The organism is uncultured Formosa sp., assembly GCF_947500765.1.
Classification (GTDB): Bacteria; Bacteroidota; Bacteroidia; order Flavobacteriales; family Flavobacteriaceae; genus Formosa.
Map to the genome: position 1 here is coordinate 77,152 of NZ_CANMTH010000013.1, position 18,306 is coordinate 95,457.

General features: G+C 30.7%; 14 protein-coding genes. 9 read left to right on the plus strand and 5 right to left on the minus strand.

Annotation, left to right across the window (positions count from 1 at the left end):
• Positions 1-41 precede the first annotated feature (41 nt).
• The 5 genes from Q1B05_RS17025 (at position 42) to Q1B05_RS17045 (ending at position 5,785) form a co-directional block, all read left to right on the plus strand.
• Positions 42-3,236 carry an efflux RND transporter permease subunit gene (locus Q1B05_RS17025; RefSeq protein ID WP_299782359.1) on the plus strand — a complete coding sequence of 1,065 codons (3,195 nt, stop codon included), beginning with the start codon at positions 42-44 and terminating at the stop codon, positions 3,234-3,236.
• 72 nt (positions 3,237-3,308) lie between these two features.
• Entirely contained in the window at positions 3,309-3,614 is a 306-nt protein-coding gene (locus tag Q1B05_RS17030; RefSeq protein WP_299782361.1) for a hypothetical protein, read from the plus strand.
• Positions 3,615-3,632: 18 nt separating this feature from the next.
• Positions 3,633-3,815, plus strand: coding sequence for a DUF2892 domain-containing protein (locus Q1B05_RS17035; RefSeq protein ID WP_299782363.1), 183 nt, complete (start codon positions 3,633-3,635; stop codon positions 3,813-3,815).
• A 293-nt stretch (positions 3,816-4,108) separates the two neighbouring features.
• Entirely contained in the window at positions 4,109-5,269 is a 1,161-nt protein-coding gene (locus Q1B05_RS17040) for a DUF6051 family protein (RefSeq protein ID WP_299782365.1), read from the plus strand.
• A 66-nt stretch (positions 5,270-5,335) separates the two neighbouring features.
• Positions 5,336-5,785, plus strand: a complete 450-nt coding sequence (locus Q1B05_RS17045) for a GNAT family N-acetyltransferase (RefSeq protein ID WP_299782367.1) — start codon at positions 5,336-5,338, stop codon at positions 5,783-5,785.
• A gap of 369 nt (positions 5,786-6,154) precedes the next feature.
• On the opposite strand, the gene Q1B05_RS17050 is transcribed toward Q1B05_RS17045, so the two are convergent.
• The 3 genes from Q1B05_RS17050 to Q1B05_RS17060 are packed head-to-tail and all read right to left on the minus strand — an operon-like array spanning position 6,155 to position 10,253.
• Entirely contained in the window at positions 6,155-7,036 is an 882-nt protein-coding gene (locus Q1B05_RS17050; protein ID WP_299782370.1) for a carbohydrate kinase, read from the minus strand.
• Entirely contained in the window at positions 7,037-8,506 is a 1,470-nt protein-coding gene (locus Q1B05_RS17055) for a mannitol dehydrogenase family protein (protein ID WP_299782372.1), read from the minus strand.
• Positions 8,507-8,537: 31 nt separating this feature from the next.
• Positions 8,538-10,253 (minus strand): hypothetical protein, encoded by a 1,716-nt coding sequence (locus Q1B05_RS17060; protein WP_299782374.1) that lies wholly within the window; start codon positions 10,251-10,253, stop codon positions 8,538-8,540.
• 309 nt (positions 10,254-10,562) lie between these two features.
• Between Q1B05_RS17060 and Q1B05_RS17065 the strand changes: the two genes are divergently transcribed.
• From Q1B05_RS17065 to Q1B05_RS17075, 3 genes are all read left to right on the plus strand, one after another.
• Entirely contained in the window at positions 10,563-11,300 is a 738-nt protein-coding gene (locus Q1B05_RS17065) for an NUDIX domain-containing protein (protein ID WP_299782376.1), read from the plus strand.
• A gap of 74 nt (positions 11,301-11,374) precedes the next feature.
• Positions 11,375-11,977, plus strand: a complete 603-nt coding sequence (locus Q1B05_RS17070) for a TetR/AcrR family transcriptional regulator (RefSeq protein WP_299782378.1) — start codon at positions 11,375-11,377, stop codon at positions 11,975-11,977.
• 52 nt (positions 11,978-12,029) lie between these two features.
• A complete protein-coding gene (locus Q1B05_RS17075) occupies positions 12,030-12,830 on the plus strand; it encodes a haloacid dehalogenase type II (RefSeq protein ID WP_299782380.1) in 801 nt (266 codons plus the stop codon).
• Positions 12,831-12,919: 89 nt separating this feature from the next.
• Here the strand turns inward: Q1B05_RS17075 and Q1B05_RS17080 are convergent, their stop codons facing one another.
• Both Q1B05_RS17080 and Q1B05_RS17085 read right to left on the minus strand, forming a co-directional pair.
• On the minus strand, positions 12,920-14,392 hold the full coding sequence (locus tag Q1B05_RS17080) for a potassium/proton antiporter (RefSeq protein WP_299782382.1): 1,473 nt from the start codon (positions 14,390-14,392) through the stop codon (positions 12,920-12,922).
• Between the two features lie 233 nt (positions 14,393-14,625).
• On the minus strand, positions 14,626-17,067 hold the full coding sequence (locus Q1B05_RS17085; RefSeq protein ID WP_299782384.1) for a helix-turn-helix domain-containing protein: 2,442 nt from the start codon (positions 17,065-17,067) through the stop codon (positions 14,626-14,628).
• Positions 17,068-17,264: 197 nt separating this feature from the next.
• Here Q1B05_RS17085 and Q1B05_RS17090 point away from each other — a divergent pair, with 197 nt between their 5' ends.
• Positions 17,265-18,152, plus strand: a complete 888-nt coding sequence (locus Q1B05_RS17090; RefSeq protein WP_299782386.1) for a polysaccharide lyase family 7 protein — start codon at positions 17,265-17,267, stop codon at positions 18,150-18,152.
• Positions 18,153-18,306 lie beyond the last annotated feature (154 nt).

The following is an 18,306-nucleotide window of genomic DNA, read 5'->3' on the forward strand; positions in this document are numbered from 1 at the left end:
ATAGCGAATAGCCTGTTTAAACGCCCAAAAAAAGATAAATTATGAAAGAAGGTTTAGCAGGAAAAATAGCCAAAGTCTTTATAGGCTCTAAGCTAACTGTACTTTTAATGATCGTATTTATGGTTGTTGGAGTGTATAGTTCATTTTTAATTCCTAGAGAGGAAGAACCGCAAATTGATGTGCCAATGGCCGATATTTTTGTGGGATATCCTGGCGCAAGTCCTACCGAAGTTGAGTCCAGAGTCATTAAACCTTTAGAGAAATTAATTTCGAATATTAAAGGTGTAGAGTATGTGTATTCTACTTCTATGAAGGAACAAGGCATGGTGATTGTTCAGTTTTATGTGGGGGAAGATATCGAACGTTCGTTTGTGAAATTATACAACGAAATTAATAAACATATGGACGAAATGCCGGAAGGTGTCACGTTCCCGTTAGTAAAAACACGAGCGATTGATGATGTGCCCATGTTAGGATTAACATTGTGGAGTGAAAACTACGATGATTACCAATTGAAGCAAATGGCGCAAGAATTAACTGATGAAATTGAAAAAGTAAATGATGTTGCTGTAACACATAAAATTGGAGGAAGAAACCGCCAAATGCGCGTAGTTTTAGACAAAGACAAACTGGCTGCTAGTGGTTTAGATTTCTTAACCGTTTCTGAAATGATTAAGGCGAATAATAAACAATTAAGCGCTGGTAGTTTTGATAAAAGTGACACCGAATTTATTGTAAACACGGGGAAATTCTTAGAATCTGTTGAAGATGTAGAGAATTTAGTCGTTGGCGTACAGCAAAATCAGCCTATTTATTTAAAACAAGTGGCCACAATTATAGATGGGCCTGAAGTACCACAAAACTACGTGAGTTTAGGTTTTGGACAAGCGAGTGAAAAAGGGACAACTTACAACTCTGAATATCCTGCAGTAACCATTTCTATAGCAAAACGAAAAGGTGCAGATGCCATGAAGATTGCAGATGTTATTTTAGAAAAAGTAGAACACTTACGTAAACATTTAATTCCAGATGATGTACATGTAGAAATTACAAGAAACTACGGAGAAACAGCTTCTAAAAAAGTATCGGAATTATTATTACACCTTATTGGTTCTATTATTGCGGTAACATTTGTCGTCATGTTAGCTATGGGCTGGCGTGGTGGTTTGGTGGTATTTTTATCTGTGCCAATTACATTTGCTTTAACCTTGTTAAGTTATTATATGTTGGATTACACGCTTAACAGAATTACCTTATTTGCATTGGTATTTGTAACTGGTATTGTGGTGGATGATTCTATTATTATTGCCGAAAACATGCACAGGCATTTTAAAATGAAGCGTTTGCCGTTTAAACAAGCTGCTTTATATGCTATTAACGAAGTAGGAAATCCTACTATTCTTGCAACATTTACCGTAATAGCATCTGTATTACCAATGGCATTTGTATCTGGATTAATGGGACCTTATATGTCGCCAATGCCAATTGGAGCATCAATAGCTATGATTTTATCTTTATTTGTAGCCTTAACTATTACACCGTATTTGGGATATATTTTTCTACGCGAAAAAGATAAAAAAGGTCAACCTGAAAAAGTAGAGAAACCAATGGAAGAGACACTTATTTACAAATTGTACAATAAGTTTGAACGCCCATTATTAGAAAACAAAAAGAAACGTTGGTTGTTTTTAGGGCTTACATTTTTAATATTAATGGCATCTATGGTATTGTTTTTTACAAAATCTGTAGCTGTAAAAATGTTGCCTTTCGATAATAAAAATGAATTCCAAATAGTTATCGATATGCCAGAAGGGACAACGCTGGAACGTACGGCGGCGGTTACTCAAGACATTGCACAGTATTTATCTACCAGACCAGAAGTGGTAAACTACCAAAGCTATGTTGGTACCTCTGCCCCTATTACATTTAATGGTTTAGTACGTCATTACGATTTACGTGGTGGAAGCAATATGGCAGACATTCAAGTGAATTTAGTAGACAAAGAAGAACGTACTGCACAAAGTCATGATATTGCTAGACTATTACGCCCAGAAATTCAAAACATAGGAAAAAAATATAATGCCAATGTAAAAATTGTTGAAGTACCGCCAGGACCTCCAGTAATGTCTACAATTGTTGCAGAAATTTATGGTCCAGATTACAATGAGCAAATTAACGTTGCCAACCAAATACAAAACATTCTTAAAAACACAGATGATGTTGTAGATGTAGATTGGATGGTTGAAGCCAACCAAGTGGAATACGAATTTAATGTAAATAAAGAAAAAGCGATGTTGTACGGTGTTGCACCGCAGCAAATTGTGTACACTCTAAATATGGCATTATCTAACAGAGCAATTACCACGCTTTACGATGAAAATGCATCTAAACAAGTAGGAATTGTTTTAGCCTTAGATGAAAAAGAGAAATCGACGTTGAGTGACATTTCTCAATTAAAAGTAAAATCAAATCAAGGCCAAATGATTACCATAGGTGATTTGGTAGACATTACAGCATCTACTAAAGCAAAAAGCATTTACCGCAAAAACCAAAAACGCGTGGTTTATGTTATGGGAGATATGGCCGGAAATTTAGAAAGTCCAGTCTATGCTATTTTAGGTATGGAAAACAAGTTAAAAGACGTCATACTTCCTGATGGTTACACCTTGGACGAAATGTACTTAGGTCAGCCAGAATTTGAAGATAACTACACTGTGAAATGGGATGGCGAATGGCAAATTACTTTGGAAGTATTTAGAGATTTAGGGATTGCCTTTTTAGGAGCTATTATTATTATTTACTTATTAATAGTAGGTTGGTTTCAAAACTTTAAAGCACCAGTCGTGATGATGGTTGCCATACCATTGTCATTAATAGGAATTATACTTGGTCACTGGATTATGGGCGCATTCTTTACTGCAACTTCTTTTATCGGAATGATAGCTTTAGCAGGAATCATGGTCCGGAACTCGGTGTTACTTATAGACTTTATAAATTTAAGATTAGACGAAGGTGTACCTTTAAAACAAGCCGCTATTGAAGCTGGAGCTGTAAGAACCACGCCTATTTTATTAACAGCAGGAACCGTTGTTATTGGAGCCTTTGTAATATTATTCGATCCAATTTTTCAAGGTTTAGCCATTTCGTTAATGGGCGGAACTATAGTATCTACTGTGTTAACATTATTAGTTGTGCCTTTAGTGTATTATATGATTGAAAAAAAGAATTATAAATAAACCATTTTTCCCGCAGATAATGTAGATTTTCACAGTAAGAACAAAATCTGCGGGAAACAAAAATACAAGCACATGAAATTAGTTATAGTAACAGCTGTAGGAGTTTTTCAAAAAGATATTTTGGGACTCTTTAAAAAAGCAAATATTGAGAACTTAAGCAGTTCTGATATTGAAGGATTTAAAAACAAGTCTTCTGTATTAATGGAATCTCAATGGTTTTCAGGAGAACATTTAAGTAATGAATCGCTTTTATTTTTCTCGTTCACTGAAGATCAAAATATAGATTTACTATTCGACTTAATAAAAGCATATAATTCAAAATTAAAAACAAACAGCCCAATAAGAGCCATTGTAGTTCCTGTAGAAAGATATATATAAACAAAAAAAACGAGTAACATGTTAAACACATATTTCAGAACTATTGTAGGTTCTATGATTTTATTAAGCGTTATACTTACGGTTTACGTGAACGAAAACTGGTTGTGGTTTACCGTATTTATTGGTGTAAACTTAATACAGTCTGCCTTTACAAAATGGTGTTTATTAGAAACTATTTTAAAAAAACTAGGCATAAAATAAGGATCTTTTTTTTATAATGAACATAACTTAAAACGCTATAATCAATTTTAATCGGTAGTTTTTTTCAGGTATTAAATCGAGATAAAAAATTTGGTATTTTTAAGTTATGTTCTATATAATTTTAAATGTTTTTTCAGGATTAAAACCCTACAGTTCTTTCAAATATCAGATGTATTTTTGTTAAATTTACGTGTTATCTAAGCTGAAATGTCTCTCTATTAAAAATTGTGTTTTTTAAGAATAGACTTCTGCTTATAAATCACTGAATAGTTAGTAGATTCAAAACTATAAACATGAATACACAAACAGAATTATTAGAGTACCCTTTTGAATCATTATCATATAATTTACTTCCTGGTGTTACCGATTATGAATGTATTAAACATCATTTAAAATTAAAAAACACATCTCAATTTCGAACAGAAGTTGGTACCATTAACGATCACGTACATATAAAAGACATTCGTGTAGAGGAAAATCGATTTTTTAAATACCAAATTATAAAGCCTAAAGGCAAAACGAGTTCAAAAAAAGTAATTTTTCTTTTTCATGGTTTTAACGAACGCGATTGGACCAAATATTTACCTTGGGCAGAGGCTATTTGCAAAGGCACTGGTAATCCCGTTGTTTTATTTCCATTAGCATTCCATATGCAACGCGCTCCAAAATATTGGAGTAGTAAAAGAGATATGTATAAGCTAAGTGAGGAACGCAAAAAGAAATATCCAAACATTATAAATTCCACGTTATCTAATGTTGCTATAAGTATGCGATTACATGCTATGCCACAACGTTTTATTTACTCTGGGTTACAAACATACCATGACATTATTCAGCTTATAGAAGAGTTTAAATCAGGAAAAAACCCAGATATAAGTAAAGATTTTCAGTTCGATATTTTCGCCTATTCTATAGGAGGTTTTCTTTCTCAAATTCTTAAATTAACGAATTACAATACTTATTTTTCAAATACTAAATTGTGTTTATTTTGTAGCGGCACCACGTTTAACCGATTCTCTTCTGTGTCTAAATTTATTTTAGATAGCGAAGCCAATGTTGCTTTGTATTCCTTTTTAATTGAACATTTCGATAAATTTCTAAAAAAGGACAACCTTCTTAAACATTACATTTTAGAAGATCATTTAGAGGGTGAAGTTTTACACTGCATGCTCGATTATCAAAAAAAGAGAGACTTTAGAGAAGCTTTATTAAAAAAACATGAAGATCAGATTTATGCCATAACCTTAAAAAAAGATGCTGTAATTCCGTCTTTTGAAATTATAAACACCTTAAAAGGTGCGTACCGAGATATAAACATTAAAGTAGACGAGTTAGATTTTGATAGAGATTACACACACGAAAATCCATTCCCTAGTAATTTAACAAGCAACGCACAAGTTGCCAAAGACTTTGATTTGGTTTTTAATAAAGTTTGCGATTTTTTCAACGCCTAACGTTCATTTTGTTTATTATATTTAGGCTGAATTTCTTATCAAAATGATCTAAAGGATAACAAAAACATGGAGCTAATCAGAACAAATTCAAATCATACAGACTTTATAACACTTGTAAAATTATTAGATTCAGATTTGGCTTTAAGAGATGGAGAAGACCATGCTTTTTATGCACAATTTAATAAAATAGATATGCTTAAACATGTTGTCGTAGCCTATAAAGATAATATTCCCGTAGCTTGCGGCGCCATAAAATCTTTTAACACCACCACTGTTGAAGTGAAACGTATGTACACAACCGTGAGTAGCCGCGGTCAAGGTCTAGCATTTGTAGTACTAACCGAATTAGAACAATGGGCGACAGAACTAAATTACACCTACTGTGTTCTAGAAACTGGAATTAAACAACCAGAAGCTATAGCTTTATACTACAAAAAGGGATATAATTTAATTGCTAATTACGGACAATATCAAGGTATTGAAAATAGTAAATGTTTCAAAAAACATCTTATTTAAATATAATAATCCATTTTTATTTCACTTCACTATTAGTATTAAAATTGAAATGCTTGATCATATAAATTTAGATTTACAAAAAGAAGCCATAGATTAATTTCAATGCAGAAAACAAAAAAGATTACATTAAAAATTATAAAACCTTCGAAACCTATTTCGCACAAAATCAAGTTAACAACTTAATAATCAGCAAAAAAAATATATTCATCTAAACAAAATACATTTAATAAAATTAAGGTGTTGACTATAAATCGAAAAAATTAAAAACCGACTCTAATTAGTCCGTTTTAGTTTAAGAATAAGTAATTGCATAAAAAAGCCTCAAATATAAATTTGAGGCTTTTTTGATATATATATGAATAATTAGAATTAAGAATTCATCAACTCTTTAATATCTGTGTCTTTAAGTTTTGGATTGGCACCTTCATGGCTAGCGACTAAAGCACCTACTGCACAAGCATAATCTATAGCATCTTGCGGAGGTGTATCTTTAAGTAATTTGGTAATTAAAGATCCTAAAAAAGAATCGCCTGCACCAACCGTATCTACTACTTTAACTTTATAACCTTTATTATGGTAAAACGTATTATTATGATAATAGATTGCTCCACGAGAACCTATAGTTACACATATAGATTTTGTATGTGTCTGTTTTGCTATAAATAAGATATTGTCTTCTATAGAGGTCGATTTAAAACCTAGAGATGTTGCAATCTCAAAAATTTCGTCGTCATTAAATTTAATAAAATCGGCTGTATTCATTACATAATTTAAAACTTCTGTTGTATAATGTGGAGCTCTTAAATTAATATCTAAAATTTTATATTTAGCAACTTTTAAAAGGCTGTATAAAGTAGATCTTGATGTAGTATCTCTTGCCGCTAAACTTCCAAAAATAAAAGCATCAGCTTGTTTTGTTTTTTCGATAGCTACTTCTGTAAGCTGAATATTATCCCAAGCTCTATTTAAATTAATAGTGTAAGAAGCCGAACCATTGTTATCTAAAATAACATCTACAGCTCCTGTTTCTAAAGCATCATCAACTTGAATATTCTCTGTATCTACGCCATGCTCTTTAACAAAATTAGCAATTTCAATACCTTTAGTATCATCACCAATTCTAGTAATTATAGACACTTGATTTCCGAAAGACTGTAATCTTAAAGCGACATTTAATGGGGCACCACCAATTTTTTTATGCGTTGGAAACACATCCCATAACACCTCGCCAAAACAAACTATATTTTTCATTTAACTATGTTTTAAAGCCAATTTATTCCAAGCTATTACACTGTGTTCTATACCGTTTTCTGAAATAGCTTTATATGCTTTTGTAAATGCCTGCACAAAGGTTTCTGATGTTTTTAATTTTCCGAAAATAGATTCTAGTTCTAAAAATTTAGCAGGATTTTCTTTAGCCAATTTTGCTTGTTTAGCTAAAGTTGCTTGCATAACATCTTTTATTATTAAATCGTGTTGATTTTCGTCTTTTCCTAAACTATAAATCGCCCAAGCTGCAATGACTAACGCTGCAAAATCTACAGATCCGTGTCTTAATAATTGTGCATTCACGGTAGGTAAAACAAATATTGGAAATTTAGCAGAACTTTCTGAACAAATACGATCGATTTGATCTTTCATATAAATATTACCAAATCTGTGTAATAATGTTTCTTTATACTTATCTAAATCTACGCCTTCTAAATCGGATAAGGTTGGAGTAACTTCCTGATCCATGTATAATCTTAAAAATGCACTAATTTCAGCATTATAAACCGCTTCATCAATTGTAGCATAACCTCTTAATGCCCCTAAAATTCCCAATACAGAATGTCCAGCATTTAGAAGTGTTAATTTCATTTTTTCGTATGGATCTACATCTTCAACAAATTGTGCCCCTACGGTTTCCCAAGCTGGTCTTCCGGCTTTAAATTCGTCTTCGATTACCCATTGATGAAATGGTTCGCAAACTACTGGCCAAGCATCATCAATTCCAGAAGATGCATTTAAATTTGAGATATCTACAGGAGACGTTGCAGGCGTAATACGGTCTACCATACTATTAGGGAACGATACATTTTCATGTATCCATGCCATTAATTCTGGCTCTGCTTTTTCAACATAACTCAACAACATACGTTTTGCCAAATCTCCGTTTCCTTTAATATTATCGCAAGACTGAATGGTAATTGCTAAACCATTTTCTTTACGGCGTTTTAAGGCTTGAGTAAGATACCCAAATATAGTTTTTGGTGCATCTGGATGTTCTAAATCGTATTGAATTTGCGGATTATTAAAATCGAAAGCTTCAGTAGCTTCATTATAATTATACCCACCTTCTGTAATTGTTAAGGTAATAATTTTAATATCTGGACTTGCCATTTTTTCAATAACCTGCATCGGATTTTCTGGTGCATATAAACACTCTACAATAGATCCAATAACACGTTTAGTTAACGTACCATCCAACTCTTTAATAACAAGGGTATACAATCCGTCTTGTTCTTTTAACGTATTATATATTTTTGTATCGAAATCTAATAATGCAACTCCACAAATACCCCAATCTGTGACCTTCGTATCGTGTAATAATTGATCTGTATAAAATGCTTCATGTGCTCTGTGAAAACCACCAATACCCACATGTACAATACCTGCCTTTACTTTAGAACGATCGTAAGTTGGACAAGATACTTTTTTGGCAACTTTGGCCAAATTCATCTGATTAAGTTTAATTAAATTTTCCACGATATTATATGTTTTTATTTTTTCCTCTTTTTAATTTCCAGTATGCAGTTACAAAATATGTTATAGTACATACAAAAGCATAACGATAAAAGATATCACGATTTACTATGTATACACTTTCGTCTGAACTATAGAATAAAACAATTACGGCTAAGATTAAAGTAATTACTAGCGTGATTATAGAAATTCCTCCTAATATTTTTGAAAATACAGAATGATCTTTTATTACTACTTTTTCTAGCTTGGCTTTTTCGTCTTGATATTCTTCTATATGTTTATTTCTTATTTTTTCTCTTAGCTCTTCAACAGGATATTGTTCTTTGGCTCCGTATTTACCAGCCAAAAGGGTATATATAATGATGGTAAAAATCCAAGTTGGTATAAAAAGATAATAGAATGGCATTACATTAAGAATATTTAAACCAAACCCGAAAACTAAACCTAATCCCCAAGATACAATAGCAGGCGTACTAAATGTTAATTGTTTATAATACGACCAATAACGTGTATATCCTATTTTAGGAAATATTTGATGTTCTGCAAACACGATCCCTCCTACTGGAACCACTAATAATCCAGCATAAGTTAATAATGGTAAAATCTGACTGAATACAAACGGAAAACAGGCCACTATCATAGTTACAATTCCTACGACAATAGTTGTTTTTTTACGCGAATGATTTTTAAAAATAGCCTGTGCAGCCAACCCTGCGCGATATAAATTAGTAATGGCTGTTGTCCATCCTGCAACAATTACAATTACAAATCCAGACCAACCTAAGGCATAATAAGCAACATCTCCAGGATCTAAAGCGACTATTGGCTTTCCTATAATTACAGCAGCACCAGCTCCCATTATTCCTGCAGAAATCCAAGCTACGTAATGACCAAACATCATCCCTGTACTTGTTGTTAAACCGTAAGATTTCTTTTTTGCAAAACGCAATAAAGCCATATCTATTAAACCAAAATGAGTAATAGTATTGGCTGCCCAAGCAAAACCTATAACCTCTACAAGCCCCATACCAGGTTCTCCTTTACTATTAATACCTGTCCAAATAGAATGGTTTCCTAAAGTTATAAAATCGGCCCAACTTCCAGGCATTGTTTCTCCCAACTCTACAAGAGATAATGCAGGAAGTAATACAAAAGCACCACTAATAAACATAACAAATAACCAAGGTGCACAAATACCTGAAAATTCTGAAACAGCTTTAAACCCATATATTGCAATAGATACCACAACAAAACCAACACATAATACTATTATTATAAACCATAAATTTGTAGGGTACCAATTAAGCTGTGCTGGAATATTAAAAGCAAAACGAACAGCCGTAGCAGACACTGTAACCATGGCAGCAGATATAACTGTAAAGATGATAACATTAGCCCAATTATAAAGCTTGGTCATAGAATCTCCTGCAATTTTATGCAAATATGTATATAAACTTAATCGAGTATCTACAGCTATTGGCGAAGTAATTAATGTCCAACTTAAAACAGCTAGAATGTTACCTATTAATAACCCTAAAAGAATGTCTTTTGTTTTAGCTCCTAAAGCAACAAAAGTGGCTCCAATTACAAATTCTGTTGCAGCAACATGTTCTGCAGCATATAAACCTGCAAAATGAGTCCAGTCGTGCAATCTATGTTTAGACACTGGCAATTGCTCTTCGTCTATATTTTCGAACTCTTGAAAATTTTTGCTTGTATTCATATTCAGTTAGTATTAGTGTTTGTTTAAAATATCATGTCTTTATTAAAATTCTATAAACTCGAAGTTTAATTTGGTTGACATGTTTTACAAACGTAAAAATGACGTTTATAATATGTTTCAAAGATATTCAAAAATATTAAATAACAAAATAATTACATAATATATTCTATATTAACTACTTTATATAATATATTATCTTATTAAAAGCACTATAAATATACAAACTATATAAATAAATAATTGTCTTTATTACGTTTAATGTTATTAAATTGAAAAACAATTCGTTAAATTTGCGGTATAATTAAACTTATGGAATCAAAAAAAATCCGAAATGTATCTGTAGATTGTGTTGTCTTTGGATACAATACAATAGAGAAAACACTTAATGTTTTACTTATTAAACGATACCTAGAATCTGAATTAAATTCTGAAGTCTTAGTCGACGATTATGTATTAACGGGATATCATGTAAATAAAGATGAAACCCTAGACGATACAGCCACTAGAGCATTAAAAGAGTTAACAGGATTAACAGGATTATATAAAAAACAGTTTAAAGCTTTTGGAAATCCAAACCGATTATTGAATAAAAAAGATTTGCTTTGGATTAAAAATGAAGATTTTAATACCAGAACAATTACGATTGCTTATTATTTTTTAATAAAAACTGAAGCTGTTAATCTATTAGAAAATAAATACAAAGCAAAATGGTTTCCAGTTAACGAATTACCTGAGTTAGGGTTCGATCATGAAACTATTCTTTTAGAAGCTTATGAAGATTTAAAAATAAAATGTTTATCCGAGCCTATTATTTTTGAACTATTACCTCATAAATTCACAATAAACGATGTTCAAGATTTATATCAATCAATTTTGGGTATAGAAATTGACAATCGTAATTTCAGACGAAAACTAATCAACAAAAAATATATTGTTCCTTTAGATGAAAAACAAGTAGGTGTGTCTAAAAAGCCTGCCCAACTCTACATGTTTAGTAAAGATGTGTATGAGAAAATGTTTGAGAAAAATTATTTAATTAGTATTTAATCTAGACATAAAACGAAACGTTAACAGAAATACAAAAAAACATTCTAGGTAGTATTTTTTAATATATTTGCGAGATGCAACAAGATTTAAAATCTGAACTCACAAAACAACTGATAATAGATAAAGCTTTTAATTTATTTTATAAAAACGGGTTTAAAACAACTAGTATTGATAAAATAATGAAAGAAACGTCTCTTAGTAAAGGTGCTTTTTATCATCATTACAAGAGTAAAAAAGAATTAGGACTTGAAGTTATTGGACTAAAAGTTAAGAGAAGGGTATTAGATAGTATGGTTACACCTTTGTATGAAAACGGAAATGCATTACATATCTTAGAGCATGTGTTTTTAGAGCGTTTAAAATCATTTAATATTTATGAAAAACAGCATGGCTGTCCCATGAATAATTTGATAAATGAAATTGGAGATGATGAAACTAACTACCAATTAGCCTTGAAAAGTATTATTGAAACCTGGAAAACAGCATTAATTGAATTAATTGAAAGAGGAAAAAAAGAAGAGACAATTAATAATGAAATCTCTTCGTCAGCTGTAGCCATTTATTTAATTAGTGCTTTTGAAGGTATTAGAGGCATAAGAAAATTATACAATGACGATGTTATTCTAGATAATTATCTAGAAGGTCTTTCACTATATATTAAACAATTAAAAAAATAATTTTTTTTACAAAAAAAACATACTAATTAGTATGTTTTATAACATAAAGAATATGACAAATAAGAGAAGAGATTTTATGAAAAAAACAGCATTATTTAGTTTAGGAGGCGCAGCAGTTTCTTCTTTAGGATTTGCTGCTAACGACACTAAAAAAATGAATACAGAATTGAATGGCATAAGACCTAAAGTATTGTTTTTTGATGTTAATGAAACCTTACTTGATTTAACAACAATGAAAAAAAGTGTTGGTGATGCGCTTGGAGGCAGACCAGATTTATTACCATTATGGTTTACAACCATGTTACAATATTCTTTAGTAACTACGGTAGGAAGACAATATAATGACTTTGGAATAATAGGAGTGGCTGCATTACAAATGGTAGCTGCAAACAATGGAATTACAATTTCAGAATCTGATGCAAAAACAGCTATATTAACGCCTTTACGTTCTATTCCGGCACATCCTGAAGTTAAAGCGGCATTATCAGAATTAAAACAAGCAGGTTATAAGTTAGTTTCATTTACAAACTCATCCAACATTGGTGTAGAAACACAGTTTAAAAATGCAGGTTTAATTGATTATTTTGATCACAGATTAAGCATAGAAGATATAGGAAAATTTAAACCACATACAGATGCTTATGATTGGGCTGCACGAAAAATGGGAATTTCTCCTAACGAATGTATGTTAGTTGCTGCACATGGTTGGGATATTGCAGGAGCACTTTGGGCAAATTGGAGAGGAGCTTTTATAAGCAGACCAGGAGCTCAATTATATCCATTGGCAGATAAACCAGAAATAAATGAATCTGATTTAAAATTAATTACGGAAAAATTAATTACTTTAAAATAGTTTAACTAAATGTATGATTTGTAAAAGCTCTTATATCAATTCATTATGTATGGATTAATATAAGAGCTTTGTATATATAAAGTTTTAAATTAGGAAAGAGAAGGTTGAGCTAATAAATTATTAATTTCTTCTAAACTTTCATCATTATCTAATAATAAAACTAAAACATCGTTTGCTTCAATAAGTGTAGATCCACCTGGGCGTACAAAATGCCCCTTCCTTTTAATCATGACAATAAAAGCAAATTTTGGTAAATGTAAATCAACAATACGTTTATCTACAGCATAGCTTTCAGGAGATATTGTTGTTTCTTCCATAGCAGACTTAGGTAAATCTAGAATATAACGTTCGTTCTCACGTTCTATTTTAGCTTCTTCAGGCATTGCGACATTTAACCATTTTGCAAACACAGATAATGTAGTACCTTGAATCAATATAGAGGTTACAGAAATAAAGAATACAATATTAAAAATAATATTTGCTTTTTCTATTCCTGCTAAAAGCGGATATGTAGCAAATACAATTGGAACAGCTCCACGTAACCCAACCCATGAAATATAAAATCGTCTTCTATTTTTCATTTTAAAAAACATAGTACTTATAAAAACACTTAATGGTCTAGCAACAAGAATTAAAAATACTGATATAAGTAATCCAATACCCATATAAGGTGTAATCTCAGAAGGAAAAACAAGTAAACCAAGCGTTAAGAACAACACGATTTGCATTAACCAAGCCATACCATCAAACATTTTTAAAATGGTAGATTTATGAATAAGATCTTGATTACCTAAATACACAGAACAAATGTAAATAGCTAGAAACCCATTTCCGCCAACTGAATCGGTAGCTGAAAAAGTAATAAACATAAGTGCTATAACCAAAACAGGATAAAGACCTTCAAAGTCTAAAGTAATCCTATTAATTATTAATTTACTCAATTTACCAAAAGCAAAACCAGCTATTCCTCCTATTATCATTTGCTGAAAAAACATAATAACAATAGTCATTATATCTTCATCTTGATTTACAACCAAACTCAAAAATGCTAAAGTTAGCACATACGCCATCGGATCGTTACTACCACTTTCTAGTTCTAAAGTTGGTCTTAAGTTAGCTTTTAAAGCTAAATTTTTAGATCGTAAAATAGAAAAGACTGCGGCGGCATCTGTAGACGACACAATAGAACCTAATAACATACTCTCGAAAATAGTAAAGTCGGTAACATACCATACAAATGTCCCTAAAAAAACAGCGGTTAATAACACACCAAGAGTAGATAATACAAGTCCTTCTTTAAGTATAGGTTTTACAGTGTTCCAATTGGTATCTAACCCTCCTGAAAATAAAATAAAGTTAAGTGAAACAATACCTATAAACTGGGCTAGTTTTGGATCGTCGAAAAGAATTCCTCCTATCCCGTCAGATCCAGCTAACATTCCTATAGATAAAAACAATATTAAAGTTGGAACACCAAATTTATAAGATGTTTTACCTACAATTATACTGATAAAAAGTAATAGTGAGCCTACAAGTACTATATTCTCAATGGTTAAATTCATTAATTTATATATTAGATTTTCCTGACAAATTTATTATTATATAACATGAAATAAGACTAAATCTGTATTAGGTTATTTATTCTTCTCATGTTAAAAATACATTACAATTATTTATTTTTCGGGAAATGAATACAAAAATTGAAACTAATTATGGTATTCATAAATAATAATAATAAAAGGTGAATAACAATACGCAATATATTGTTAAATGAAATACTTAGAACTTAAAAAAATTATTTTCCAGCATTTAAAGCATCTACAACAATTCGTAATTCGCCATAACTATAGACATCGTCTAATTGATTTTTTAAATCTGAAAGATTATCAAACTTCATTTCAGGAATTTGTTTAAGTAAAGTGTCATAATGTTCTGTAGACATTAAATCAGTAATTTTAATTTCTTTAGATGATATAAAACTAGCTAAATGACCAAAAATTGTATTCTCATTTAAATCACGTTCAGTAGCAATGTCTTGAACAGATTTTCCTGATTTAAATAAATTTAAAGACACCTCTTTAGTATTAATTTTTGGTGATTTAGTTTTTTCGTCTTCAAAAATAGTCTCGTCAGATTGTGTCTGGATATCATTTTCATCACAATAATCTCGAATAACACTTAAAATAGCATTTCCATACTTGTCTACTCTAGTTGCCCCCATACCATTAACTTTTAAAAGTTCATCTTTTGTTAATGGTAAGACTTCACACATTTCATATAAAGATTTCTGTGTAAATACCTGAAAATGTACTAAATCATTTTCTGTAGCAATCTCATTTCTAAGGACTCTTAATAATTCGAATAATTCTACATTAATTGTACCGTCTACTATAGATTTACGAGATTTTTTAGGTTTTTGTTTAGCTAAAAACACAGATTTAGCACGTAACTCTAAAAGTGTTTTTGTTGTAAAATTATCGGATAAACCATTAAAATATAAAAGTTTAGATTCGTATAATTCTTCAATAACATCTAAGTTCTTAGAAATATCATTGCCTACTGCCTGATTGTCTGTTGTAAAACTAAATGTTTTTAACGGTAACCCTATATTTAATTCTATTTGATCTTTAAAATATGATATCGCTTTTTTAAAACGTTCTTGAATTGTGGTGTTAAATTCGGGTAGTTCTTCTTCTTTAGAAAATTGTCGTAATTGAGCATTAAAACCATTACCTACTTTTAATAAATTAGTTACAGCCGTTTTTATAGTAACCATTGGTTGCTCGACTTTCCCTTCTATACTATTTCTATTTTTATAAAAAATATCGAGAATTCTATTTACAGGATACATAAAATCATAAAAACCAAAAACTTCTGCAATTAAATCCAATTGAAACATTTTTTGTGATGTTTCTAAAACATATTGATCTGGCTCTTTTGATTCTGCATTTTTATTAAAACTAATCACATTACGATCTGTTATAATCTGATTAGAACTAATCTTACTTTTAAGAACCAAACCTTTTAAAGATTTACATCTACTTAAAGCCACATAAGTCTGTCCGTGAGCAAAAGCACCTTCAGCATCAATAATTGCTTTTTCAAAAGTTAATCCCTGACTCTTATGAATGGTAATAGCCCAAGCCAATCGTAATGGAATCTGGGTAAAGGCTCCTATTTTATCTTCTGTAATAGCTTTTGTTTCTTTATCAACAGTATAATTAATATTCTCCCAAATTTCTGCTTTAGTAACAATATTAAAATCATCATCTGGGCAATGTACGGTAACTTCTTCTTTAGTTAACTTAATGATTGTTCCTATTTTTCCATTAAAATAACGTTTATCCTGACTCGTATCATTTTTAATAAACATAACCTGAGCGCCAACCTTAAGTTCTAAAACTTCACTATTAGGAAATGAAAATTCTGGAAACTTCCCCTCGACAATAGCATTATAAGTTTGAACTTTGGTTTTAAGTCTATCTAATTCTAATTTATTAGTTGTGTCAGCTTTATTATTATGAGTAGTTAATGAAATGTAACCCGCATTGGGTTCTGGTGTAAAATCTGCAATATACCTTTTGTTTAATTCTTCAGCAGCAGATTCGCTAAGAGCATTATTCCTGATTTCATTAAGAATTTGAATAAACTTAGGATTCTCCTGTCTATAAATATGTTTTAATTCAATAGTAATAGCATCACATTGCTGATAAGCATGACTACTAAAAAAAAATCCATTTTGGTACACACGTTTTAATAATTCCCATTCGTTGTCTCGTATAACAGGAGATAATTGTTGTAAATCTCCAATCATAAGAACTTGCACACCTCCAAACACTTTATTTTTTGTTCTAAAACGACGTAAGGTTCTATCGATACCGTCAAGTAAATCTGCGCGTACCATACTTATTTCATCAATAACCAACAAATCCATAGACTTAATGATATTGATTTTAGTTTTATTAAATTTTCTATTGAAGCTACTCGAATTATCTAAATCTGTGTCTGGTAAAATAGGACCAAAAGGAATCTGAAAAAAAGAATGTATAGTCACACCTTTAGCATTAATCGCAGCTACACCCGTTGGAGCAATAACAACTAAACGTTTTAAACTCTCTGTTTTTAAACGATGTAAAAACGTGGTTTTTCCAGTTCCAGCTTTCCCTGTTAAGAAGATAGATCGATTTGTATTATTAACAAATTTCCAAGCTAAATCTAATTCCTTATTCACAGACATGTAATATGTTTTTTAAAAAATAGTTTTTGAAGGTACTAATTTTATTTGCTTTAATTAATTTAATCAAAAAAAAGAGATAAAGAAAATTAAGATTAAATCTAACTAATAAAAGTAACTTTAAATAAAGTTGAAGTAAATATTTATTAACTTCATTTAGAAAAATAACTATCAATTTAAATAATAAGCAAGCTGTTTTTATGAAAATTAAAAAGTTTTTACCCAATACAATTTATGCTTCAGTTATAATAATATTAAGTGTGGCATGTACTTCGAATAATAGTAAAGAAACTGAAAGTCAAGAAAACACTCCTATTGAAGAAGTCGAAGACAGCCTTACTATTGAACAAAATATTAATTGGAAAAACTGGTATTTATCTGTTCCTATTAATTCTGGTTCAGGAAAAGCAACTTCAATAAATTACAAAAATATTATAAACAAAAATCTTACAACAGAAGAATCTAAATATTTTTACACAAACGATAGCAGTTCTTATACACATTGGACACAATTTACAGGATATACAACTTCCGGTTTATCAGAACTTGGTAACAAATATTGTAGAACAGAACTTAGAGAATATTGGAGAGGTAATCAAGATACAAGTGACAATTGGTCTATGGAAACGGGCACACATATTCTTGAATCAACAATACACGTAGATTATGTAGAAGGTAACGGCAGAACCATAGTTGCTCAAATTCATGGAAAAGCATCTAAAGATATAACAGGAGATCCTGCTACTGTAAAAATAAGATGGAATAGCGGTATGATACAAATAGACTATTATACTAAACCAGAAAACAATGAAGCATGGACAAGTGCCTACGATAAAAAACTTGATTTTGGACGTGTAGATAATGATATATTCACTATTAAAATAAAAGTTGAAGAGGGTAAATTATATTGTGCTTTAACCTGCGAAGAGAAGGACTTAAATATTGATTATACAGAAATCTATGATTATGTAGGTAACGGATATTTACATGAAAATTATTTCAAAACAGGTAATTATTTTGGATGGAATGAAGATTACGAAAAAGCTGCACAAGTTGTGCTTCATAAGGTAGTGACTAAACATAACTAATCAAAATACAATATCTAATTACATATACTTTTTTATAGATAAACATAAAAAAATCTAAAATTTAAGTCTCTTAAAATTTCATATATAAAAGGTCAAAGTGTCTTAATTGAGCTAATAATAGCCTTAAAATATAATATAACGTCCTCAATACTGA

Excerpts from the sequence above, each read along its gene's own strand:
- Q1B05_RS17030 (WP_299782361.1), top strand. The coding sequence starts at position 3,309 with ATGAAATTAGTTATAGTAACAGCTGTAGGAGTTTTTCAAAAAGATATT.
- Q1B05_RS17075 (WP_299782380.1), top strand. The coding sequence starts at position 12,030 with ATGACAAATAAGAGAAGAGATTTTATGAAAAAAACAGCATTATTTAGT.
- Q1B05_RS17090 (WP_299782386.1), top strand. The coding sequence starts at position 17,265 with ATGAAAATTAAAAAGTTTTTACCCAATACAATTTATGCTTCAGTTATA.
- Q1B05_RS17045 (WP_299782367.1), top strand. The coding sequence starts at position 5,336 with ATGGAGCTAATCAGAACAAATTCAAATCATACAGACTTTATAACACTT.
- Q1B05_RS17085 (WP_299782384.1), bottom strand. The coding sequence starts at position 17,067 with ATGTCTGTGAATAAGGAATTAGATTTAGCTTGGAAATTTGTTAATAAT.
- Q1B05_RS17065 (WP_299782376.1), top strand. The coding sequence starts at position 10,563 with ATGGAATCAAAAAAAATCCGAAATGTATCTGTAGATTGTGTTGTCTTT.
- Q1B05_RS17080 (WP_299782382.1), bottom strand. The coding sequence starts at position 14,392 with ATGAATTTAACCATTGAGAATATAGTACTTGTAGGCTCACTATTACTT.
- Q1B05_RS17025 (WP_299782359.1), top strand. The coding sequence starts at position 42 with ATGAAAGAAGGTTTAGCAGGAAAAATAGCCAAAGTCTTTATAGGCTCT.
- Q1B05_RS17050 (WP_299782370.1), bottom strand. The coding sequence starts at position 7,036 with ATGAAAAATATAGTTTGTTTTGGCGAGGTGTTATGGGATGTGTTTCCA.
- Q1B05_RS17035 (WP_299782363.1), top strand. The coding sequence starts at position 3,633 with ATGTTAAACACATATTTCAGAACTATTGTAGGTTCTATGATTTTATTA.
- Q1B05_RS17070 (WP_299782378.1), top strand. The coding sequence starts at position 11,375 with ATGCAACAAGATTTAAAATCTGAACTCACAAAACAACTGATAATAGAT.
- Q1B05_RS17040 (WP_299782365.1), top strand. The coding sequence starts at position 4,109 with ATGAATACACAAACAGAATTATTAGAGTACCCTTTTGAATCATTATCA.
- Q1B05_RS17055 (WP_299782372.1), bottom strand. The coding sequence starts at position 8,506 with ATGAATTTGGCCAAAGTTGCCAAAAAAGTATCTTGTCCAACTTACGAT.
- Q1B05_RS17060 (WP_299782374.1), bottom strand. The coding sequence starts at position 10,253 with ATGAATACAAGCAAAAATTTTCAAGAGTTCGAAAATATAGACGAAGAG.